Annotated in this window: 21 protein-coding genes; 10 read left to right on the top strand and 11 right to left on the bottom strand. The window is 62.9% G+C overall.

Features of this window, described 5'->3' with window-relative positions; genetic code table 11:
- Window positions 1–50: 50 nt before the first annotated feature.
- The 5 genes from C8K66_RS09210 (at window position 51) to yegS (ending at window position 3,701) form a co-directional block, all read left to right on the top strand.
- Window positions 51–839, top strand: a complete 789-nt coding sequence (locus C8K66_RS09210; RefSeq protein WP_017849390.1) for a ParA family protein — start codon at window positions 51–53, stop codon at window positions 837–839.
- The gene (locus C8K66_RS09205; RefSeq protein WP_108524683.1) at window positions 839–1,651 is read left to right on the top strand and encodes a CheW domain-containing protein; all 813 of its coding nucleotides are present in this window, start codon (window positions 839–841) and stop codon (window positions 1,649–1,651) included. Before C8K66_RS09210 ends, C8K66_RS09205 begins: the two co-directional genes overlap by 1 nt.
- 80 nt (window positions 1,652–1,731) lie before the next feature.
- Entirely contained in the window at window positions 1,732–2,214 is a 483-nt protein-coding gene (locus tag C8K66_RS09200) for a chemotaxis protein CheW (protein ID WP_046382528.1), read from the top strand.
- Window positions 2,215–2,607, top strand: a complete 393-nt coding sequence (locus C8K66_RS09195; RefSeq protein ID WP_046382529.1) for a DUF2802 domain-containing protein — start codon at window positions 2,215–2,217, stop codon at window positions 2,605–2,607.
- A 173-nt stretch (window positions 2,608–2,780) separates the two neighbouring features.
- Window positions 2,781–3,701, top strand: a complete 921-nt coding sequence (yegS, locus tag C8K66_RS09190; RefSeq protein ID WP_046382530.1) for a lipid kinase YegS — start codon at window positions 2,781–2,783, stop codon at window positions 3,699–3,701.
- Here yegS and C8K66_RS09185 read toward each other — a convergent pair.
- The 3 genes from C8K66_RS09185 to C8K66_RS09175 form a co-directional block, all read right to left on the bottom strand.
- Window positions 3,660–4,319 (bottom strand): response regulator transcription factor, encoded by a 660-nt coding sequence (locus C8K66_RS09185; protein WP_057003876.1) that lies wholly within the window; start codon window positions 4,317–4,319, stop codon window positions 3,660–3,662. The genes yegS and C8K66_RS09185 overlap by 42 nt on opposite strands.
- The gene (locus tag C8K66_RS09180) at window positions 4,316–5,209 is read right to left on the bottom strand and encodes a sensor histidine kinase (protein WP_046382531.1); all 894 of its coding nucleotides are present in this window, start codon (window positions 5,207–5,209) and stop codon (window positions 4,316–4,318) included. Before C8K66_RS09180 ends, C8K66_RS09185 begins: the two co-directional genes overlap by 4 nt.
- Before the next feature lie 279 nt (window positions 5,210–5,488).
- Window positions 5,489–5,938, bottom strand: a complete 450-nt coding sequence (locus tag C8K66_RS09175; protein WP_169865368.1) for a hypothetical protein — start codon at window positions 5,936–5,938, stop codon at window positions 5,489–5,491.
- 551 nt (window positions 5,939–6,489) lie between these two features.
- On the opposite strand from C8K66_RS09175, the gene C8K66_RS09170 reads away from it, so the two are divergent.
- Window positions 6,490–7,425 (top strand): chemotaxis protein CheV, encoded by a 936-nt coding sequence (locus C8K66_RS09170; RefSeq protein ID WP_046382532.1) that lies wholly within the window; start codon window positions 6,490–6,492, stop codon window positions 7,423–7,425.
- 39 nt (window positions 7,426–7,464) lie between these two features.
- Window positions 7,465–8,271, top strand: coding sequence for an MOSC domain-containing protein (locus tag C8K66_RS09165; RefSeq protein WP_108524681.1), 807 nt, complete (start codon window positions 7,465–7,467; stop codon window positions 8,269–8,271).
- Between the two features lie 62 nt (window positions 8,272–8,333).
- Here the strand turns inward: C8K66_RS09165 and C8K66_RS09160 are convergent, their stop codons facing one another.
- From C8K66_RS09160 to C8K66_RS09125, 7 genes are all read right to left on the bottom strand, one after another.
- The gene (locus C8K66_RS09160) at window positions 8,334–8,618 is read right to left on the bottom strand and encodes a pyrimidine/purine nucleoside phosphorylase (protein ID WP_017849400.1); all 285 of its coding nucleotides are present in this window, start codon (window positions 8,616–8,618) and stop codon (window positions 8,334–8,336) included.
- Between the two features lie 64 nt (window positions 8,619–8,682).
- On the bottom strand, window positions 8,683–9,225 hold the full coding sequence (locus tag C8K66_RS09155; RefSeq protein WP_079444445.1) for an exonuclease domain-containing protein: 543 nt from the start codon (window positions 9,223–9,225) through the stop codon (window positions 8,683–8,685).
- A gap of 73 nt (window positions 9,226–9,298) precedes the next feature.
- Entirely contained in the window at window positions 9,299–11,212 is a 1,914-nt protein-coding gene (locus C8K66_RS09150; protein ID WP_371928135.1) for an acetyl-CoA carboxylase biotin carboxylase subunit, read from the bottom strand.
- A complete protein-coding gene (locus C8K66_RS09145; RefSeq protein WP_046484819.1) occupies window positions 11,209–11,976 on the bottom strand; it encodes an enoyl-CoA hydratase/isomerase family protein in 768 nt (255 codons plus the stop codon). The genes C8K66_RS09150 and C8K66_RS09145 overlap by 4 nt, the downstream gene beginning before the upstream one ends.
- Complete coding sequence (gene atuD, locus C8K66_RS09140; protein WP_108524677.1) at window positions 11,973–13,130, bottom strand: citronellyl-CoA dehydrogenase; 1,158 nt, start codon at window positions 13,128–13,130, stop codon at window positions 11,973–11,975. Before atuD ends, C8K66_RS09145 begins: the two co-directional genes overlap by 4 nt.
- A 539-nt stretch (window positions 13,131–13,669) precedes the next feature.
- Complete coding sequence (gene atuC, locus C8K66_RS09130) at window positions 13,670–15,286, bottom strand: geranyl-CoA carboxylase subunit beta (RefSeq protein ID WP_057003879.1); 1,617 nt, start codon at window positions 15,284–15,286, stop codon at window positions 13,670–13,672.
- Window positions 15,287–15,361: 75 nt separating this feature from the next.
- Window positions 15,362–17,140: an acyclic terpene utilization AtuA family protein gene (locus C8K66_RS09125; RefSeq protein ID WP_046382539.1), complete on the bottom strand. Its 1,779-nt coding sequence runs from the start codon at window positions 17,138–17,140 to the stop codon at window positions 15,362–15,364.
- A 154-nt stretch (window positions 17,141–17,294) separates the two neighbouring features.
- On the opposite strand from C8K66_RS09125, the gene C8K66_RS09120 reads away from it, so the two are divergent.
- The gene (locus C8K66_RS09120) at window positions 17,295–17,918 is read left to right on the top strand and encodes a TetR/AcrR family transcriptional regulator (protein ID WP_046382540.1); all 624 of its coding nucleotides are present in this window, start codon (window positions 17,295–17,297) and stop codon (window positions 17,916–17,918) included.
- 92 nt (window positions 17,919–18,010) lie between these two features.
- Window positions 18,011–18,799 carry an ABC transporter substrate-binding protein gene (locus C8K66_RS09115; protein WP_079444439.1) on the top strand — a complete coding sequence of 263 codons (789 nt, stop codon included), beginning with the start codon at window positions 18,011–18,013 and terminating at the stop codon, window positions 18,797–18,799.
- 36 nt (window positions 18,800–18,835) lie between these two features.
- On the opposite strand, the gene C8K66_RS09110 is transcribed toward C8K66_RS09115, so the two are convergent.
- Window positions 18,836–19,387 (bottom strand): RNA polymerase factor sigma-70, encoded by a 552-nt coding sequence (locus tag C8K66_RS09110; protein ID WP_017845800.1) that lies wholly within the window; start codon window positions 19,385–19,387, stop codon window positions 18,836–18,838.
- A gap of 303 nt (window positions 19,388–19,690) precedes the next feature.
- Between C8K66_RS09110 and C8K66_RS09105 the strand changes: the two genes are divergently transcribed.
- Entirely contained in the window at window positions 19,691–20,443 is a 753-nt protein-coding gene (locus C8K66_RS09105) for a thioesterase II family protein (protein WP_108524675.1), read from the top strand.
- Window positions 20,444–20,458 lie beyond the last annotated feature (15 nt).

Here is a 20,458-nt window from a genome sequence, read left to right as displayed (position 1 = left end):
CCTATGCACTGTCTCGGTCGCGCCTGTGCCCGCCGGGAGGAATCAACCGAATGAGAGTCTGGGCAGTTGCCAATCAAAAAGGTGGAGTCGGCAAGACCACCACCTCCATCGCCTTAGCCGGCTTGCTGGCCGAGGCGGGCAAGCGCGTGGTCGTGGTCGACCTGGACCCCCACGGCTCGATGACCAGCTATTTCGGCTACGACCCGGACGCGCTGGAGCACAGCTGCTACGACCTGTTCCTGCACAAGGGCAGCGTGCCGAGCGATCTGCCTGGGCAACTGCTGCTGCCCACCAGCAATGAAAGCATTTCCCTGCTGCCGTCGAGCACCGCCCTGGCCACCCTTGAGCGCCAGTCGCCGGGGCAGAGCGGCCTGGGTCTGGTGATCGCCAAGACCCTGGCGCAACTGTGGCAGGACTTCGACTACGCGATCATCGACAGCCCGCCGTTGCTCGGCGTGCTGATGGTCAACGCCTTGGCGGCCAGCCAGCAGTTGGTGATCCCGGTGCAGACCGAGCACCTCGCGGTCAAGGGCCTGGAACGCATGGTCAGCACCCTGGCGATGATCAACCGCTCACGCAAACAGGCGCTGCCGTTCAGCATCGTGCCGACGTTGTTCGACCGCCGCACCCAGGCGTCCCTCGGCACCTTGCGCGTACTGCGCGATGCCTACCCGGACACCATCTGGCAGGGCTATATCCCGGTGGACACGCGCCTGCGCGACGCCAGCCGCGCCGGCCTGACCCCTTCGCAGTTCGACGGTAAAAGTCGCGGCGTGCTGGCGTACCGCGCGCTGCTCAAGCACCTGCTGTCGCAACAGCTTGTGGCGCAGGTGGCGTGATGAACCGTCCTGTCGAACTCAAGGTCAAGACGCGGCCGCAACTGGCACTGGAATCCTACCTGGATGCCTTGCTGCAGGACGCGACCGAGGAAGAACTGCCGGAACCGCTGCTGGTCCTCGAACCCGCCGTAGACGCACAAAGCACACTGGATGAATTCCAGTTGGCGGTGCTGGAAGAACAGGCGCGTGATGCGCAGGTGATGGTGCCGAGTCCACCGGTCGTGGTTGCGCCTGTAGTGGTTGCGCCTGTGCCGGTCGCACCCGTGGTGGTCGAGCCGGTGGTTGAAATCCACCTGCCGCCGAGCATCACGCCGCCGCCGGTCACCGGCGACGGCCGCCCGGCGTGGGCCGCCGAGCCGTTCGAATGCCTGCTGTTCGACGTCGCCGGGTTGACCCTGGCGGTGCCGCTGGTGTGCCTGGGCTCGATTTATTCCCTGGAAGGCCAGGAGCTGACACCGCTGTTCGGGCAACCGGAGTGGTTCCTCGGCATCCTGCCCAGCCAGGCCGGCAACCTCAAGGTGCTGGACACCGCGCGCTGGGTGATGCCCGACCGCTACCGCGATGATTTCCGCCAGGGCTTGCAATACGTGATTTCGGTGCAAGGCTACGAGTGGGGGCTGGCCGTGCATCAAGTCAGCCGCTCGTTGCGCCTGGACCCGAATGAAATCAAATGGCGCAGCCAACGGGGCCAGCGCCCTTGGTTGGCGGGCACCGTGATCGAACACATGTGCGCGTTGCTCGACGTCGCCGAACTGGCCGAGTTGATCGCCAGCGGCGCGGTCAAGTCGATGCCGGGCCAGCAACGCAGTTAATTGAACAAGATCGGCCGCACGGTTGTGCGGCCAAAGAAGCACACACGCCGTGTCCAACGGCATTTGAAGGGGTCAGGGGTATGAATAAGTCAGCGTCCGCACAAGGTTTGGATGATCCGATCCTGCAATGGGTTACCTTCAAACTGGACAACGAGTCCTACGGCATCAACGTCATGCGCGTGCAGGAAGTGCTGCGCTACACCGAAATCGCTCCGGTTCCGGGTGCGCCAAGCTACGTGCTGGGCATCATCAACCTGCGCGGCAACGTGGTGACGGTGATCGACACCCGCCAGCGTTTCGGTCTGATACCGACCGAAGTCAACGACAACACCCGCATCGTCATCATCGAGGCAGACAAGCAGGTGGTCGGGATCATGGTCGACAGCGTGGCCGAAGTGGTTTACCTGCGCCAATCGGAAGTGGAAACCGCGCCGAACGTGGGTAACGAAGAGTCGGCCAAGTTCATCCAGGGCGTCTGCAACAAGAACGGCGAACTGCTGATTCTGGTCGAGCTGGACAAAATGATGAGCGAAGAAGAATGGTCGGAACTGGAGAGCATCTGATTGTTCCTTGAAGCCGCGGTGATCGTCCTGGCCCTGTTGTGGGCCGGGACGTTGGCCTTTTTGCTGCGCTACGTGCGCCAGCAACGCGAGTGGGTGGTGCAACAGGCCGAACGCGACGCCGTGCGTGACCGGCGCGTGGTGGAGTTGGCCAAGCGCGTCGATCACTTCCAGCAAAGTGCGGTGCGGGTCGGGGATGAGGTGCATGAACTGCGCGCGATCCTCGGGCCGTTGCCGGACAAGCTGGCGCAGATTGAACAGCGTGATCCCTCCAGCCTGTCTTTTGCCCAGGCGGCGAAGCTGGTCGGCATGGGCGCGACCGTGGATGAGCTGACGCAGTCGTGCGGCTTGACCCAGGCTGAGGCGCAGTTGATGAGTAAGTTGCACAAAAGCTGATTGCGCGCTGATGGGTATCTAGCGATCCAACTGTAGGCGCTGGCTTGCCCGCGCTTACAGGAAAGCAGCCTGGCGTCGCCCCTGGCCAATTAAATTGCAAACCCGATGGCTTTTTTTATCTCCTCAAAGGTCAACATCCTTCAAGCACCTTTGACCCCAGGAGAGCTCCCCCCATGACCACCCACAAAGCCCTGTTGATCCTCCACGGCAAGCAAGCCCTCAACGAGGACGTGCGCGCTGCGGTGCTGGCTCGGCGTGAGCAGGGCTGGGAGCTGGCGGTGCGGGTGACGTGGGAGGGCGGCGACGCGCAGCGGCTGGTCAACGAGGCCCTGGACGGCGGGTACACGCACATCATTGCCGGCGGCGGTGACGGCACCTTGCGCGATGTGGCCGAGGCGATGGCCCAGGCCGGGACCGACGCGAGCCTGGTGCTGATGCCGTTGGGCACCGCCAATGATTTTGCCCGCGCCGCCGGTGTGCCGCTGCAGCCCGATCAGGCCCTGGCGTTGCTGGATGTGCCGGCCAGGGCGATCGATCTCGGCCGCGTCGGCGGGCAAGTATTCCTCAACATGGCCACTGGCGGCTTCGGCAGCCAGGTCACCGCCAATACCTCCGAAGAACTGAAGAAAGTACTGGGCGGCGCGGCTTATCTGTTCACCGGCTTGTCGCGCTTCAGTGAGTTGAAGGCCGCGTATGGCGAGCTGGAAGGCCCGGATTTCCATTGGAAAGGCGAGCTGCTCGCGCTGGGCATCGGCAACGGCCGCCAGGCGGGCGGTGGGCATGTGCTGTGCCCCGACGCACTGGCGGACGATGGGCTGCTGGACATCAGCATTTTGCCGGCCCCCCAGGAAGTGGTCGGCACCCTGCGTGAACTGATGAACAATGGCTGGGGCCTGGACACCATGTTTGTCCGCGCGCGCCTGCCGTGGGTCAAGATCAAGGTGGCGCAAGGTTTGTATATCAACCTGGATGGCGAACCGCTGCAAGGCGATGACCTGCATTTCGAGGTCGTGCCCAAGGCCCTGCGCGTCCATCTGCCGCCGGGTTCGCCCTTAGTCGTCCAGGCTGATGATCTGCTCGCGCACGGCAAATAACACCAGGCCCGCCACGTCGAAAATCTGCAGGCGCTTCATGATTTGCGAGCGGTGGGCTTCCACGGTCTTGATGCTCAACCCGAGGCCGTGGGCGATTTCCCGGGTGGATTTGCCACGCACGACCAGGCGCAGGATTTCCAACTGGCGAGCGGTGAGGTTGTGGTTGTGGGCGACCGGGGAGGACGGGGCCTGATTGCGTACCAGCGCCTGGCTGATCACGGTGTGGGCAATCGCCGGGCTCAGGTAGCGCTCGTCATTGCTCAGCGCCAGCAGTGCCTGCTCCAGTTCGTTGGCGCTGGTGTCCTTGAGCAGGTAGCCATGGGCGCCGGCCTCCAGGGCACGCATGATCAGCTCCGGGTCGGTGTGCATCGACAGGATCAGCACCTTGCTCTTGGGGTAGGCCGTCTTGAGCTGGTGCAACGCATCCAGGCCGCCGGTGTGTTTCATCGACAGGTCCAGCAGCACGATATCCGGCAGCAGGGCGCTGAATGTTTCCAGCACCTGCGCGCCATCGCTGGCTTCGCCAATCACCGTGTAGCCGGGAATGTCCAGGACCAGCGCGCGGACGCCGGCCCTGATCAGTGCGTGGTCATCCACCAGGAGTAAAGTGCGGGTCACTCGAGAACCTTCAGGGGACTGGCCCGTTCGAGGGCGCGCGGCGCCCAGGGGAAAAGTGCGTCGATCCGGGTGCCTTTGCCTGGCTGGCTGCTGACGGACAAGGTGCCCCCCAGTTGATCAATCCGCTCGGACATGCCCGCCATGCCCCGTTGGCCTTCCAGGCCTGGGTTGCTGGCGGGCGAAAAGCCCTGGCCGTCATCACTGATAAACAGCGACAGGCCCTGGGGCAGGCGTTGCAGGCGAACCAGCAGGTTTTGCGCCTGGGCATGGCGCAGCATGTTGGTCACCGCTTCCTGGGTGATGCGAAAAGCGGCCACGGCCATTTCTTCGGGAATGCCGGTCAGCCGTTGCTGGCATTCCAGGCTCCAATGAATCGAGGTGTTTCCCAGGGTCTTGAGCAGGTGCGCGCGCAGGCTGGCTTCCAGGCCGAGGCTGGCCAACTGACGCGGGTTGAGAATGGCGGACACGTCGCGCACCTTGGCCAAGGTCTCGTTCAGGGTGTTGCACAGCACTGTGCATTGGCCCTGCAGGTCTTCCGGCAGGCGGCGCTTGAGCCATTCGCTTTGCAGCTTGGCGGCGGTGAGCAATTGGCCGATATCGTCGTGCAGCTCTCGGCTGAGGCGGTGCCGCTCGTTTTCCTGGACTTGCAGCAGGCGATCGGCCAGTTCCTGGGGCTGGAACTTGATCGATTTACGTGAGTTCCACTGCCGCAGGCCCACCAGCACCAGGGTGGCCACGTTGATCAGCAACACCATCAATGGCAAGGGCGTGGAGCGAGCGTAGGCCCACAGCCCCAGCAGCAGTGAGCACAGGCACAACACGAGAACCAGTCGACGGGCATTGCTGCGGGAAGCGGATTTGACGAGGAGTGACTTGAGGCTGGCGTACATAGCGGATGCTTTTCACGTTTTATGCATCATGACGTTAGGTCACTTCGAGGGCGGCATGGTACCACTTTGCTTACCGTTGGTCGCCAGGCGTCATTTGCACGGAGTGGGGGCATGCCTATTAAGAATAGTTATATGTTGGCGGTTATTTGGTATGGATTGGCTTTATAGCGCGGGCAACTTGGTTGTCGCCACTTATTGCAGGGCACATTAGTTATTCTTGTCGTTTTTGGGCAAGACGCTGGGTGAAAGCGACACCTTAGTGCTTAACGGCGCAGTCATTCATGAAACGTGGTGCAGACGCTGTTGCGGCTTATTGGTGAAGTCCTTCTGCGGGATCTGGAGAGTGACCGTCGCAATCAGTGAGGTTTGTTCACTTTCATCCAGGCTCAACTCACCGGTGCGGGTGTCGATCAACTCCAGCTGCCACGCCAGTAACGTCAGGCAGTTGTTCAAGGCATCGAGGGCCTGATCGTGCAGTTGCAAAGGGCTCTGCGCGTTGGCAATCAGGTCCTGGATATGTCGCGAGAACTCGCTGATCGCCTGCAGAGCCAGATCATCGGCCTTTTCGGCGAGCGCCGTGAGGCTGAACTTCATGCAGTCGATGGCATCGCTGTCATTACGAATCAAATGCAGATGGCTCAAGCACTCTTCCGACTTTCTCAGCAGCTTTTCGGCCTCTAGCAGGAATTCGGGAAGTGTGGTTTGCCACTCGTTCGCGCTATTCATCATGCAAGTCTCCACAGCATACGGTCGGGCGATGAGATGTCGCACTGCGTGAATAGCGTAAAACTACCGCTGAAAGATGACTGAAATCTGTAGGGCGCTTCTGAGACTTTAGTAGGACGTTTATTTGAATGATTATGCGAGGCGCGCACTGCCCTCGTCATCGGGGCCGATTGCGCAACTTCGATTGCCGACAGGTGAGTGTCTGGAAGGCCCACGGGCCTTGGGCTTACGATGGCAAACAAAAGCCTGACTCCATTCATGCAATGAGAATGGCGTCACATTAATGGCAATTAGATATCGCGAATATCAGGTTGGGCCTGATTGTGCCTAGGGGAATCCCTTACGCAGCGGAACCTTGCGCCGATTTGAATGTCGCGCAATGTTGCTATTCTGCCCAATGAAGAGGCCTGTGCAGTAAAGCATGATGTCAGTGTGACATCAATGGATTTGCGTGGCATTTTACAGGGGTCAAGGTCTGGCGCTTGCCGCCGATAACAAGCTTAGCGAACCGCATAATCCCTTAGCGCGACCTGCGCGCATATCAGGAGCTTTTAATGGCCGGCATTCTCGACACGGTAGATCAACGCACACAATTGGTGGGTGAGAATCGCCTGGAGATTCTCATGTTTCGCCTGGCCGGGCGGCAGCTGTTCGCGATCAACGTGTTCAAGGTGCAGGAGGTCTTGCAACTGCCCAAGCTGACCCTGATGCCTCAGCGCCACCCGTTTGTGTGCGGCGTGGTCAACCTGCGGGGCCAGACCCTGCCGGTGATCGACCTGTCCCAGGCCATCGGCATGCGCCCGCTGGTGCCGGGGCCCAACAGCACCATCATCGTCACCGAGTACAACCGCTCGGTGCAGGCGTTCCTGGTGGGCGGTGTCGATCGCATCGTCAACATGAACTGGGAAGCCATCCTGCCGCCGCCGACCAGCGCCGGGCGCCAGCACTACCTCACGGCCATCAGCAAGGTCGATGACCAGTTGGTGGAAATCATCGACGTGGAAAAAGTCCTCGCCGAGATCGTGCCATACAACGCCAAGGTCTCCCGCGATAAACTCGATGACCCGATACTGGAGCGCGCCCGTGGCCGTGAAGTGCTGCTGGTGGACGACTCCAATGTCGCGCTGTCGCAGTTGCGCGACACCCTGGGCCAGTTGGGCGTGAAGATGCACATCGCCAGTGACGGCCTCAAGGCACTGAACATGCTCAAGGCCTGGGCCGACAGCGGCCAGGTGATGACCGACAAATTGCTGATGATCTTCACCGACGCCGAAATGCCTGAGATGGACGGCTACCGCCTGACCACCGAGATCCGCAATGACCCACGCCTGCGTGAGCTGTACGTGGTGCTGCACACCTCGCTGTCGGGCAGTTTCAACGAGTCGATGGTGAAGAAGGTCGGGTGCGATAACTTCCTGTCCAAATTCCAGCCGGACAAGCTGGTGGATGTGGTGCGTCAGCGACTGATGCTGGACGAAGCGCCGGCTTGACCTTAGTGTGACGGTTTTGCCCCTCAGGAATGCAGGCTCATGCTCCGTCTCAGCGCGCTGTACCGTTACCCTTTGAAATCCGGCAAGGCCGAAACGTTGCAGCAGATCGGCCTGGACAAGCTCGGGTTGGATGGCGATCGACGCTGGATGCTGGTGGACGAAGCCAGCGGGCGTTTTTTGACGCAGCGCGCCGTGGCGACGATGAGCCAGCTGTCGGCGCTGTGGAACCGCAGCGGTGGCCTGACCCTCAGTTCGCCTGGCTACGCAGCGCTGGACGTGGCGTTGCCCGGCAGCGAGGCTGAACTGCGCGGTGTGACCATCTGGCGCGACACCTTGCGCGTGCCGGATGCGGGCGATGCCGCCGCCGCCTGGGTCAGCGACTTTATCGGCAAGCCAACGCGGCTGGTCCACATCCCGCTGGAGCGCGCGCGCATCACACAAGCCGGTTATGGCAAGGACGATGATCAGGTCGCGTTCGCCGACGGTTACCCGTTGCTGCTGATCGGCCAGGCCTCCCTGGACGACCTGTCCCGGCACGTCGGTCGGCCCATGGAAATGCTGCGCTTTCGCCCCAACCTGGTGATCGACGGTGGCGATGCGTTCGCCGAAGACGGCTGGAAACGCCTGCGCATCGGCGATGTCGAGTTTCGCGTGGTCAAGCCGTGCTCACGCTGCATTCTGACCACCATCGACCCGCAGACCGGCGAGCGCAGTGCCGACCGCGAACCGTTCGTGACGCTGGAGGCCTATCGCAAGACCGAAGACGGCGCGATGTTCGGCCAGAACCTGGTCAACGATGGCGTGGGCCGCCTGGAAGTGGGCATGCCGGTGACTGTCCTCGAATAATGCGTCCCCAAAAAAAATGCCCGTCTCCTGCGAGACGGGCATTTTTTTCGCGCGGGAATTGCTTAGCCGCGGTATTCGCACAGGTAAGCGGTGTCCACGGCGACCTTCAGCTGGAACTTGCTGTTGGCCGGAACGTGGAACAGGCTGCCGGCGGCGAAGGTTTCCCAGGTGCTGCTGTCGGGCAGCTTGACGGTCAGGGCGCCGGATACCACGTGCATGATTTCACGCTGGGCGGTGCCGAATTCGTATTCACCCGGGGCCATGACGCCGATGGTCGCCGGACCTTCTGCGGTGCCGAAAGCGATCGACTTGACGGTGCCGTCGAAGTACTCGTTGACTTTAAACATGGGCGAATCCTCGGAAAAAGGGTCTGGAAAGGTCGGCCAGTATGCCCAAGGGCAAGGGAGCTGCCTAGACCGGCAAAATCAGCGGTAACAGGCGTGCGGTGTTGCGCGCATCTTCCAGCGCCCGGTGTTGCTGGCCATTGAACTGCATCCCCGCCAATTGCAGGGCGCTATTGAGCCCCGTTGGCTTGTCCAGGCGCCTGGCCTTGGCAAAGCGTTGCTTGAGGTTGATATGGGGCGTTTGGGCCAGCGCGCTGCTCAGGCCATGGCGCTGCCACTCCAGCTCGAGCTGCTGGCGATCGTAGTCGCCCCAGCTGGCCCAACCTTCCAGGTGTGCCTGATGCTGGCCCAGCCAGCGCTCGAACAGCGCCCACACTTCGCCGAAAGGCGCGGCGCTGTCCATGTTCGCCTGGGTGATATGGGTCAGCTTGCGGCAGAAGGGCGTCAGCAATGGACGCCGCTGCGGTCGCACAAAACGCTGGAAATGATCCAACTCGCGGCCCTGGCGGTTGACCAGGCTTGCGCCGATCTCGATGACTTCCATCTCCGTCACGGGCCAGCCGCCGTCATCCGTTGTGGCTTCAAGGTCAATAATCAGCCAATGAGGCATCGTGCAGGTTCCCGTACTCTTCCCGTCCTGATGGGGATAGAGCGTAGCCCGGCCGCGTAGTTCCGCCCAGGCTTTATTCGATCTCCAGCAACACCTGGCGATTGCGCACCTGATCGCCGGCCATGACCTGCACGGCCTTGACCACACCGTCGATGCCGGCCTTCAGCGGATGCTCCATTTTCATCGCTTCGAGCACCAGCAGCAGTTGCCCCTGAGTGACGCGTTCACCGGCGCGCACGCGCACATCGACGATGGCGCCGTCCATCGGCGCTTCGACCCTGCCGCCGCCGGTTGGGGGCTGGCGGTTGGCAACGTGGTGGGTGCGGTTGGTCACGCTCACGCCCGGTAGCCACAGCTGGGCACCGTCGAGGTGGTAGGCACTGCGGCGGCGGATGCCGTTGATCACTGCGGTGGCCCAGCGGCCGTCGCTGCTGAGGTGGCGGATGTCGATGCCGTTGGCCTGCAGGTGATGGTCGGCGAGGACGCTGACCGTGATGTCCTGGACCGCATCGTCGACGGCCAACTGATAGCTCCACGGCACGTCAGCGCCGTTGCGCCACCCCGATAAGGCCGGGGCATGGGCCTGAGCGCTGTGTTGATAAAACAGCGCGGCGGCCAGGGCCAACTGTTCGGCGGATGCGCGGGGGCGACGGATCTCGCTGAAGTGTTCGGCGATCAACGCGGTGCTGAAGTCGCCGTGGATAAACTTCGGGTGCTTGAGCAGGTCGGTCAACAGCTGCTGGTTGCTCGCCACGCCCAGCAGCACCGTGTCCTCCACGGCGCGCAGCAGCTTGCGCCGCGCCTCCTCGCGGGTGGCGCCATGGGCGACGATCTTGCCGAGCAGCGGGTCATAGAACGGGCTGATGCGCTGGCCTTCGAGAACGCCGTGGTCGACCCGCACGCCCGCGGCCGGTTCCCAGCGCAACACCGCACCGGTTTGCGGCAGAAAGCCCTGGGCCGGGTCTTCGGCGTACAGGCGCACTTCCATGGCGTGGCCGCTGAGGCTGACCTGCGCTTGCTGTAACGGCAGCGGTTGGCCGGCGGCAATTTGCAGTTGCCAGTCGACCAGATCGAGGCCGCTGATCAGTTCGGTGACCGGGTGTTCGACTTGCAGGCGAGTGTTCATCTCCAGGAAGTAGAACCGGCCGTCGCGGTCGAGCAGGAACTCCACCGTCCCGGCACCGACGTAATTCACCGCACGCCCGGCCTTGAGCGCCGCGTCGCCCATGGCCTGGCGCAGGGCCGGGGTCATCACCGGGCAGGGCGCCTCTTCAATGATTTTCTGATGGCGGCGCTGGACCGAGCAGTCGCGTTCGCCGAGGTGGATCAGGTTGCCGTGGCTGTCGCCGAACAGTTGGATTTCGACGTGGCGCGGTTCGATCAGCGCCTGTTCCAGGATCAGTTCGTCACTGCCGAATGCATTCAGGGCTTCGGAGCGGGCGCTGCGCAGTTGCTCTTGCAGGTGTTCGCGCTGATGCACCAGGCGCATACCTCGGCCGCCGCCGCCGGCACTGGCCTTGATCATCAGCGGGAAGCCGATGCGTTCAGCTTCTATTTGCAACGTGGCGTCGTCCTGGGCGCTGCCTTGGTAGCCGGCGACGCACGGGACACCGGCCTCGAGCATGGCGAGTTTGGACCGGCGCTTGCTGCCCATCAGTTCGATGGCCTCGACGCTGGGGCCGATGAAGGTCAGCCCGGCGTTTATGCAGGCGCGGGTGAAATCGGGGTTTTCAGAGAGAAAGCCATAACCGGGGTGGACCGCGTCGGCACCGGTGCGTTGGGCTGCGCTGAGAATCGCCGGGATATTCAGGTAGGACTGCTGCACCGGCGCCGGGCCGATATTCACGGCTTCGTCGGCCATCTGCACGTGCGCAGCCTGGGCGTCGGCGTCGCTGTAGACCGCTACGGTGCGATAGCCCAAGGCCTGGGCGGTGCGCTGGATGCGGCAGGCGATTTCGCCGCGGTTGGCGATCAGGATCTTGTTCATTCGGCCCACCGTGGCTTGCGCTGTTGCACAAAGGCCTGGGTGCCTTCGATCCCTTCTTCGCCCGTCGCCGCCTCGGCGAACCACGCGGCGGCCTGATCCAGCAACGGCCCCAGCGGTTGCTCCGCGCTGGCCAGCAGCAAGGCCTTGGTCCGCCCATTCGCCCCCGGCGCGCAACGCAATACCTGGCCCAGCACTTCATCCAGGCGTTCGGCCAACGCCTGCGGATCGCGCTCGACAAAATGCACCACGCCCAAGCGCTCAGCCTCGACCCCGTCGAACCGCGCCGCCGTCAGCGCCAGCCGGCGCGCGTGCGTCAGACCGATGCGCTTGACCACAAACGGCGCGATCTGCGCCGGCAGCAAGCCCAGGCTGGTCTCGGGCAAGCCGAACTGCGCCTGGTGATCAGCCAGCGCAATATCACTGACGCACGCCAAACCAAAGCCACCGCCCAGCACCGCGCCTTGCAGCACCACGATCACCACTTGGGGCACGGCTTCAACTTCCTGCAGCAAGGTGCCGAACGCGCGGTTCAGCGCCTGCAATTGCGCCTTGTCGCTGGCGCCGAGCAGGTCTTTCACGTCCGCCCCGGCACAGAAATGCCCGGCCGCGCCGCTGATCACCAGCGCGCGCACCTGATCGTCCAACTGCGCCAGCACCGCGCGCAGTTCATTGACCATCTCCAGGCTCATCGCGTTGCGGCTTTGCGGACGGTTGAGGGTGATGTGCAGCACCCCGTTATGGGGTTCGAGCAGCAGGGTGTTCATGGTTTTTTCCCCGGCAGGGTGCCCATCAGTTTGCAGATGATGCCCAGCATGATTTCGTCGGCGCCGCCGCCAATCGACACCAGGCGCATATCGCGATAGGCGCGGGCCACCGGGTTGTCCCACATAAAGCCCATGCCGCCCCAGTATTGCAGGCAACTGTCGCTGACTTCGCGGCCCAGCCGCCCGGCCTTGAGCTTGGCCATGGAGGCCAGGCGCGTCACGTCCTGGCCTTTGATGTACTGCTCGGTGGCCTGGTAGACCAGGGCGCGCAGGCATTCGATTTCGGTGGCCAGTTCGGCCAGGCGAAAGTGAATCACCTGATTGTCGATCAGCGCTTTGCCGAAGGTCTGGCGCTCCTTGCAGTATTCGATCGTGCTGTCGATGCAGGACTCCAGGCCCTTGATCATATTGGCCGCGCCAAACAGGCGTTCTTCCTGGAATTGCAGCATCTGCATCATGAACCCCGCGCCTTCATGGCCGATGCGGTTGCGTTGCGGCACACGCACGCCGTCGAAGAACACCTGGGCGGTCTCGGAGCTGTGCATGCCGAGTTTTTCCAAGGGCGGGCTGACGCTGATCCCCGGTGTGTTCATCGGCACCATGATCAGCGACTTATTGAGGTGCGGCTTGTCGTCGGAGGTGTTGGCCAGCAGGCACATGAAGTCGGCGCTCGGCGAATTGGTGATCCACATTTTGCTGCCGTCGATCACGTAGTCGTCGCCGTCCTTGCGTGCCTGGGTCTTCAGCCCGGCCACATCGGAACCGGCGCCGGCTTCCGAGACGCCGATGCAACCGACTTGCTCGCCGCTGATGGCCGGGCGCAGGAATTCTTCGCGCAGTGCGTCGCAGCCGAAGCGGGCGAGGGCGGGGGTACACATGTCGGTCTGTACGCCGATGGACATGGGGATGCCGCCGCAGCGGATGCTGCCGAATTCTTCGGCGGCGACGATGGAGTAGCTGTAGTCCAGGCCCATGCCGCCGAATTGCTCGGGTTTGGAGATGCCCAGCAGGCCGAGGTCGCCGGCCTTGCGCAAGATATCGTGGATGGGGAAGCGGCCGGCTTTTTCCCATTCGTCGACGTGGGGGTTGATCTCGCGGTCGACGAAGGCGCGGACGGTGCGGCGCAGTGCCTGGTGTTCCTGGGTGAAGATCATTTTTTATTGTTCTCCGTGTGGGCGTTTTTCGGGTGTGCATGGCTCCGTCTGTGGGAGCTGGTTTGCTGGCGGTCTTACAGCGGGTAGATATCCAATGGGCTCACCTCGCTCGAAATTGGGCTCACCTCGCTCCAAATGTGGGAGGGGGCTTGCCCCCGATGGCGGCCTCTGGGCTGACCATTTTTTTGGGTTGAGTACATATCCGTTTCTTTGGTAACGGCTGCTATGGGTTCCGCTCTTACAGCGGGTCACTTTTGGAAAAGAGCCCCAAAAGTAACCAAAAGGGCTCTTGCCCCACCACTCGGCACCTCGCCTAGGCTCGGTGTGCCCGAACGCAGGCTTGAATCCGTGGGCCGCCGTCATGGGCCATCCCTGGCCCAGGACGGCTAACCCGGCGTCCTGCCGGGTTACCCACGGATTCAAGCCTGCGTTCGGCCAGCGTGGTTTGACGGGGCGCCTAAGATCAAGATCAAAATCAAAAGCAGAGCAACAGCAGAGCAAAAGCAGAGCAAAAGCAGGGTTTTGTTGTCTTGATGACTTTAGAACCGTGCTACGCCAAAGCTGTTCGGTTGCAACGTCCGCATGTCGGCTTCCTGGCAAATATCCAGCAGGAACCCCAGCAACGTGCGGGTATCCCGTGGGTCGATCAGGCCGTCATCCCATAGGTTTGCACTGCCGTACAGCGCGGTGGATTGGCTGTCGAGTTTTTGTGCGGTGACTTGTTCCAGCATGTCGAGCATCTTGGGGTCGGGGGTCAGGCCGTCTTTCCGTTGTTTGGCTTCGGTGACGATGCGCAGCACTTTGCCGGCCTGGGCGCCGCCCATCACGGCGGTGCGGCTGTTGGGCCAGGCGAAGATGAAGCGCGGGTCGAGGCCGCGGCCGCACATGGCGTAGTTGCCGGCGCCGTAGGAGCCGCCGACCACCACGGTGAGTTTGGGCACACGTGCATTGGTCACCGCCTGGATCATCTTCGCGCCGTGCTTGATCACGCCTTGCTGTTCCGCCTCGGTGCCGACCATAAAGCCGGTGGTGTTGTGCAGGAACAGCAGCGGCGTGCGGCTCTGGTCGCACAGTTGGATGAATTGCGCGGCCTTGCTGGCGCCCTTGGGCGTGATCGGGCCGTTATTGCCGATCACGCCGACGGCGCGGCCCTGGATGTGCAGGTGGCCGCACACGGTATGTGCGTCGAACTCGCCCTTGAACTCGAGGAAGTTCGAACCATCGGCCAGGCGTGCGAGGATTTCGCGGACGTCGTAGGGTTTTTTCGGGTCGTCGGGGATCAGCCCGAGCAGTTCGTCGATGGGGTACAGCGGCTCGGCATACGTGCGTTTGGGCATCGACGGCAGGCGCTCGTTCCACGGCAGCAGGCTGACGATTTCGCGCACGATCCGCACCCCGTCGGCATCGTTTTCCGCCAGGTATTCCGCGGTGCCGGCGATTTGCGCGTGCATCTCGGCGCCGCCCAGTGCTTCATCGGTGGCGACTTCGCCGGTCGCGGCCTTGAGCAGCGGCGGGCCGGCCAGGAACAGCTTGGCCTTGCCGCGCACCACCACCACGTAATCCGACAGCCCCGGCTGATACGCGCCGCCCGCCGTGGCCGAGCCATGGACCACGGTGATCTGCGGCAAGCCCATGGCCGACATGCGCGCCTGGTTGGCGAAGCTGCGCGCGCCTTCGACGAAAATCTCCGCCGCGTAGTTGAGGTTGGCGCCGCCGCTTTCGGCGAGGGTCACCACCGGCAGTTGGTTTTCCATCGCGATCTGTTGCAGGCGCAGGGATTTCTTCAGGCCCGTGGGGGAAATGGTGCCGCCCTTGATCGCGCTGTTATTCGCCACCACCAGCACGCGCACGCCGCTGACGTAACCGATTCCGGCGATCAACCCGCCGCCGGCGGCGCTGCCGTCCTTGTCGTCATGGAGTTTGTAGCCGGCCAGGCTGGCCAGTTCCAGGAACGGCGCGCCAGGGTCCAGCAGCAGGTTGAGGCGTTCACGCGGCAGCAATTGCCCGCGTTTGTCGAACTTGGGCTTGGCTTCCTGCGCCTTGCTCAACAGGTTCTGCTCCAACAGGCGCAGTTGCTGCAGGCTCGCCAGCAGCGCTTCGCGGTTGCGCACAAAGTCTGGGCTGTGGGCGTCGATCAGGGTTTCGATCACCGGCATGGTTTATGACTCCCCTTTGAGGACATCCGGCAGGTCGGCTTTGAAGATCGAGTCGAAGGCCACGGCAACGCTCCTTTACGTGAGTTGATCGGCGATGTGCTGCGGCACGGCGATGGGGATTTCCAGCAACTGCTGGGCAAACGCCTTGCCCTGCGGGTCGATGCGCAGGCTGGCGATGCCGCCGCCGCCCAAGGCGTTTTCCAGCAGGAAGTTGAGGCTGTGGCTGCCGGGCAGGTACCAGCGTTCGACGCGACCGTGGACCGGGTCGAGCACGTGGCCCATCCAGTCGACGACCACGGCGGGGGTCAGGGCTTCGGCGATCCACGGCAGGTACGCCGGGTCGCGGGCAATCACCCCGATGTTGCTGTGGTTGCCCTTGTCGCCGGAACGGGCCACCGCGAGTTTCACCAGGGGCACGCTGGCATCGGCGCGGCCTTGGGGTTTGGGCGGTTCGAGGGCGGCGGCCGGCGTGCCCAGTGCGTGGCTGGCCGGAAGCGCGCAAGCGTGGCGTTCACCCTGCAAATCAATCGCCAGCTCACAGGACGATTTATCGATCAGGAACGAAAACAGTCGAATCAACGGATACACCGTCGGCCGCCCGCCGACGATGCCGGTCAGCCCCGGTGCCATGCCGGTGGCGGCCTGGGCGATTTCGCGGGCGAACAGCACCAGCGCCGGCTTGCTCGGGTGGCGCACCGCCAACTTCACCACCACCTCGCGGCAGTCCCGGCGTCGCGCATGCGCGCCGTAGGTGGCTTCGCTGCCGAGCAGTTCGATGTTCACCTCGGTGTAGGGCGCCCAACCGCGCTGGCTGAACAGCTCCGACGTCTTGTCGATAATCGCCTGGGCGACCCGCTCGGCCTTGGCCACCGCGTCGATCCCGGCGATCAGGCAACTGGCGGTGCAGCGAAAGCCATCCGGGTAAGTGGCGCTGACCTTGTATTGAGCGGTCGGCGGCAACCCCTTGGCACCGTGCAGACGCACACTGTGTTTGCCTTGCTGCTGCAATTTGACCTGGCTGAAATCGCAGATCACATCGGGCAGCAAGTAGGCGCGCGGGTCGCCGATTTCGTAGAGCAGTTGTTCGGCCACGCTCAGCTCGCTGATCAACCCGCCGCTGCCCGCGACTTTATTCACGGTGAACTGGCCGTCGGCGCTGACGTCGACGATGGGAAAACCGATGTGCTCGTAATCCGGCACGTCGCGCCAGTCGGTGAAGTTGCCACCGGTACACTGCGCGCCGCATTCGATGATATGCCCGGCCAGGGCGGCCTGGGCGAGGCGGTCGTAGTCCTGCCATGACCAGTTGAATTCATGCACCAACGCGGCGCTGACCACCGCGCTGTCGACCACCCGCCCGGTGATGACGATGTCCGCCCCCAGCTCAAGCGCGCGGACAATGCCCGGCGCGCCGAGGTAGGCATTGGCGGACACGCACAGCGGCGGCAGCGGCGCGCCGTTGAACATGTCGACGCTGCCGCGCAGGTGTTTGAGTTGGGGCTGCAGGTCATCGCCCAGCAGCACTGCGATTTTCAGCGGCAGTTGCGCCGCGTCGCAGGCCGCTTGCAGGGCGGCGGCGCAGGCCTGGGGGTGGATGCCCCCCGCGTTGCTGATCACGCGGATGCCCTGGCGCTGGATTTCGGCCAGCAGCGGCGACAGCACCTCGACAAAGTCCGTGGCGTAGCCGGCCTGGGGATCTTTGATCCGCGCAGCGGCGAGGATCGACATCGTGACTTCCGCCAGGTAGTCGAACACCAGATAGTCCAGCTTGCCGCCGTGTACCAACTGGGCGGCGGCGGTGCAGGTGTCGCCCCAGAAGGCGCTGGCGCAGCCGATGCGAACCGTCTTGCTCATGAGAAATCCTTCCTCGAATGGCTGGCGACGAGACTACCAAGCAAGCGCTTGGTTTGTAAACTCCGGACACAAGTTTTCAGCCAAGCGCTTGCTTGGCTGGCAGGCACGGCCTAAATTGCCGCCCAAGATGTCAGTAGACGTAAAGGAGAGCAGCATGGATGAGCACAAAGCCCTGCGGGTGATGCGCGCCATGGTCGACGGCGGCCAATTGACCGACCCCGACAGCGCCCGGGGCAAGTTGCTGCAAACCGCGGCTCACCTGTTTCGCAACAAGGGCTTCGAGCGCACCACCGTGCGCGACCTGGCCGGTGCCGTGGGCATCCAGTCCGGCAGCATCTTTCATCACTTCAAGAGCAAGGACGAGATCCTGCGCGCGGTGATGGAAGAAACCATCCGCTACAACACTGCGCTGATGCGTGCGTCGCTGGAAGAGGCTAGCACGGTGCGCGAGCGCGTGCTGGCGCTGATTCGCTGCGAATTGCAGTCGATCATGGGCGGCAGCGGCGAAGCCATGGCGGTGTTGGTGTACGAGTGGCGTTCGCTGTCGGCCGAGGGCCAGGCCCAGGTGCTGGCCTTGCGTGATGTCTATGAAGCGATCTGGCTGCAGGTGCTGGGCGAGGCCAAGGCCGCCGGCTATATCAAGGGGGATGTGTTTATCGCCCGGCGCTTCCTCACCGGTGCCTTGTCCTGGACCACCACTTGGTTCCGCGCCGAGGGCAGCTTGACCCTCGAGCAGTTGGCCGAAGAGGCGTTGTTGATGGTTTTGAAGGCTGATTGAGGCGCAAGCTATTAATTTTCCGGTGGAAGTTGTCTCGCCAGACAAAAACGCCTAGCTTATTGCCATCAGCAGGTTAAACGGTGTGTGCCTTAATGTTTTCGCCATGGCGACTGGCTGCAGGACTTACTTTATGGGCACTGGGCACCGTTGCGTGGATGCCGGCTTCGGCTGCGCAATTGGTGAGGATCGGCGCTGCGCATTTTCCGCCGTACACCGTGCGCCCCGAGCAGGGCGCCGACACCGGATTGCTGCCGCAGTTGGTCGAAGCCCTGAACGCCTCGCAAACCGACTATCAGTTCGTGCTGGTGCCGACCTCGATCCCGCGACGCTTTCGCGATTTCGAGCAGGGCCGGGTCGACGTGGCGATTTTCGAAAACCCCGACTGGGGCTGGCAGAAGATTCCTCACACCACGGTCGACATGGGCCTGGAAGATGCCGAAATCTTCGTCGCCCAGCGTGAGCCCGATCGCGACCAGAATTATTTCGCCAGCCTTGGCGGCAAGCGCCTGGCGGTATTCAGCGGTTATCACTACGCCTTCGCCAACTTCAATGCCGACCCCAAGTTCATGGCCGAGCACTTCAACGCGACGTTGACCTACTCCCATGACAGCAACCTGCTGATGGTCGCGCGCGGTCGCGCCGATATCGCCCTGGTGACCCGCTCGTACCTGAGTGATTTTCTGGCGCGCAACGTCGACATGGCCGCCCAGTTCCTGATCTCGGAGCGCGTCGACCAGGTGTACCACCACTACGCGTTGCTGCGGCCCAAGGCGCCGATCAGCAGCGCAGCGTTTGCCGGCCTGCTCAAACGTTTGCGCGATGACGGCGAGCTGTTGAAGATATTCGAGCCCTATCGCATCGATGTGACGGCGGTGCCCTGAGGTTTCGGGAGACCAGGCTTCGCGCCGGGGCGAGTTTCAGAGCCGCCGTGCAAATGTATCGCTGTGACTGCCCGACACCTTGCGGCAATGCACCAGCGCATCGCGAATCATGAAGTTGACCAGGGTCGGCGAGACGCCGAGTTCCTTGGCGATGTCCTTTTGCGGCACGCCGTGCAGGCGGTACATCTCGAACGCATAGCGGGTGCGCTGGGGCAGTTCCGTCAGGGCGTCGGCGATGTTCTCCAGGGTGTTGAAATTGATGTGCGAAGTTTCCGGTGACGCGCCCTGAATCACCACATTCAAGCCTTCCTCTTCGGTCCCCGAATATTTGAGCTCCAGGGCCTGCTTGCGATAGTGATCGATCGCCAGGTTGCGCACGATCTGGAACAGATAACTCAATTGCGCCTTGAACGATGAGGTGATCGTCGGCGCCGATTGCAGCCGGAAGTAGGCATCCTGCACGACGTCTTCGGCCCGGGAGCGGCAGCCGGTAATACGTGCTGCGATCTTTACCAGAATCAGCCGATTATCGACGAATGCCTGGAGCAGCGGTGAGTCGCACCTGCCTGTGGATACTTGTTCCGTCATGGAAATCACCTTGATCGCAAAAGAGGTTAGGGGAGGGCGTCCGTGCTGAGGCCTCCTACACATCGGGCAACAAATTATGCTGAATGATAATTATTGTCAAATGAGAAGTCTGACTGATTTTGTCCGTGGGCTGAAGGTGTGAACCCCGTCTCGCTCGTCCTCGACGACTAATTATTTGGCGGCGCTGTCCGTTCTTCTGGGTGACAGGTTCGTTGGTAAAACGGCCAAGGATCAGCACCCGCAGGAGGGCGAGATGGGTTTTTATCGTGCATATGGCGCGTTTCAGGTGGGGGGCGTCGAGCGATGAGCGCGCCGACTCGACTGCGCCTGTTCTGCCTGCCTTATTCGGGGGCCAGCGCCATGGTGTACGTGCGTTGGCGGCGTGTTCTGCCGGACTGGTTGCAGGTGTGCCCGCTGGAGTTGCCGGGGCGCGGTATGCGGATGGACGAGCCGTTGCAATGCGACATCGGCGCCTTGGCCGCGCAGTTGGCGGATGAAATCAGTCGTGACCTGAACGGCCCCTACGCGTTGTTCGGCCACAGCCTTGGCGGCCTGCTGGCGTTCGAGCTGGCGCACGCGCTCAAAGCGCGCAACGTGCCTGCGCCGCTGGCGCTGTTTGCGTCCGGCACCGCCGGCCCGGCGCGGCGCGACGTCAGCGAGTACGCCCGCGAAAAGACCGATGAGCAACTGATCGCCCGCCTGCGCGACCTGCAAGGCACCGCCGAAGCAGCCCTGGCCAACCGCGAATTGATGCAGTTGATGCTGCCGATCCTGCGCGCCGACTTCCTGCTGTGCGGCAGCTTCGCCTACGGCCGACGCGAGCCGCTGGGCATGCCGATCCATGTGTTCGGCGGCAAGCAGGACAGCGTGCGCGCCGACCAGTTACTCGACTGGCAGGCAGACGCCGCCAGCGGGTTTTCCCTGGACCTGTTCGACGGCCACCACTTCTTTCTGGTGCAGCACGAAAGCGCGGTGCTGCGCTGTGTGCGGCGCTACGCCGAGGAACACCTGGCGCGCTGGCGCAATGGCGCGGCGCGGCGACTGACCGCCGGCTGAACCCTTCCCGATTTT

The organism is Pseudomonas sp. GV105 (genome assembly GCF_003058185.1).
Classification (GTDB): Bacteria; Pseudomonadota; Gammaproteobacteria; order Pseudomonadales; family Pseudomonadaceae; genus Aquipseudomonas; species Aquipseudomonas veronii.
Note: the sequence above shows the minus strand (reverse complement) of the source record. Positions and strands in the feature narration are given on the sequence as shown.

Bases quoted from the DNA above. Each gene is read 5' to 3' on its own strand.
- C8K66_RS09210 (WP_017849390.1), top strand. From the start codon at position 51: ATGAGAGTCTGGGCAGTTGCCAATCAAAAAGGTGGAGTCGGCAAGACC.
- C8K66_RS09205 (WP_108524683.1), top strand. From the start codon at position 839: ATGAACCGTCCTGTCGAACTCAAGGTCAAGACGCGGCCGCAACTGGCA.
- C8K66_RS09200 (WP_046382528.1), top strand. From the start codon at position 1,732: ATGAATAAGTCAGCGTCCGCACAAGGTTTGGATGATCCGATCCTGCAA.
- yegS (WP_046382530.1), top strand. From the start codon at position 2,781: ATGACCACCCACAAAGCCCTGTTGATCCTCCACGGCAAGCAAGCCCTC.
- C8K66_RS09180 (WP_046382531.1), bottom strand. From the start codon at position 5,209: ATGTACGCCAGCCTCAAGTCACTCCTCGTCAAATCCGCTTCCCGCAGC.
- C8K66_RS09175 (WP_169865368.1), bottom strand. From the start codon at position 5,938: ATGATGAATAGCGCGAACGAGTGGCAAACCACACTTCCCGAATTCCTG.
- C8K66_RS09170 (WP_046382532.1), top strand. From the start codon at position 6,490: ATGGCCGGCATTCTCGACACGGTAGATCAACGCACACAATTGGTGGGT.
- C8K66_RS09165 (WP_108524681.1), top strand. From the start codon at position 7,465: ATGCTCCGTCTCAGCGCGCTGTACCGTTACCCTTTGAAATCCGGCAAG.
- C8K66_RS09160 (WP_017849400.1), bottom strand. From the start codon at position 8,618: ATGTTTAAAGTCAACGAGTACTTCGACGGCACCGTCAAGTCGATCGCT.
- C8K66_RS09155 (WP_079444445.1), bottom strand. From the start codon at position 9,225: ATGCCTCATTGGCTGATTATTGACCTTGAAGCCACAACGGATGACGGC.
- C8K66_RS09150 (WP_371928135.1), bottom strand. From the start codon at position 11,212: ATGAACAAGATCCTGATCGCCAACCGCGGCGAAATCGCCTGCCGCATC.
- C8K66_RS09145 (WP_046484819.1), bottom strand. From the start codon at position 11,976: ATGAACACCCTGCTGCTCGAACCCCATAACGGGGTGCTGCACATCACC.
- atuD (WP_108524677.1), bottom strand. From the start codon at position 13,130: ATGATCTTCACCCAGGAACACCAGGCACTGCGCCGCACCGTCCGCGCC.
- atuC (WP_057003879.1), bottom strand. From the start codon at position 15,286: ATGCCGGTGATCGAAACCCTGATCGACGCCCACAGCCCAGACTTTGTG.
- C8K66_RS09125 (WP_046382539.1), bottom strand. From the start codon at position 17,140: ATGAGCAAGACGGTTCGCATCGGCTGCGCCAGCGCCTTCTGGGGCGAC.
- C8K66_RS09120 (WP_046382540.1), top strand. From the start codon at position 17,295: ATGGATGAGCACAAAGCCCTGCGGGTGATGCGCGCCATGGTCGACGGC.
- C8K66_RS09115 (WP_079444439.1), top strand. From the start codon at position 18,011: ATGTTTTCGCCATGGCGACTGGCTGCAGGACTTACTTTATGGGCACTG.
- C8K66_RS09110 (WP_017845800.1), bottom strand. From the start codon at position 19,387: ATGACGGAACAAGTATCCACAGGCAGGTGCGACTCACCGCTGCTCCAG.
- C8K66_RS09105 (WP_108524675.1), top strand. From the start codon at position 19,691: ATGAGCGCGCCGACTCGACTGCGCCTGTTCTGCCTGCCTTATTCGGGG.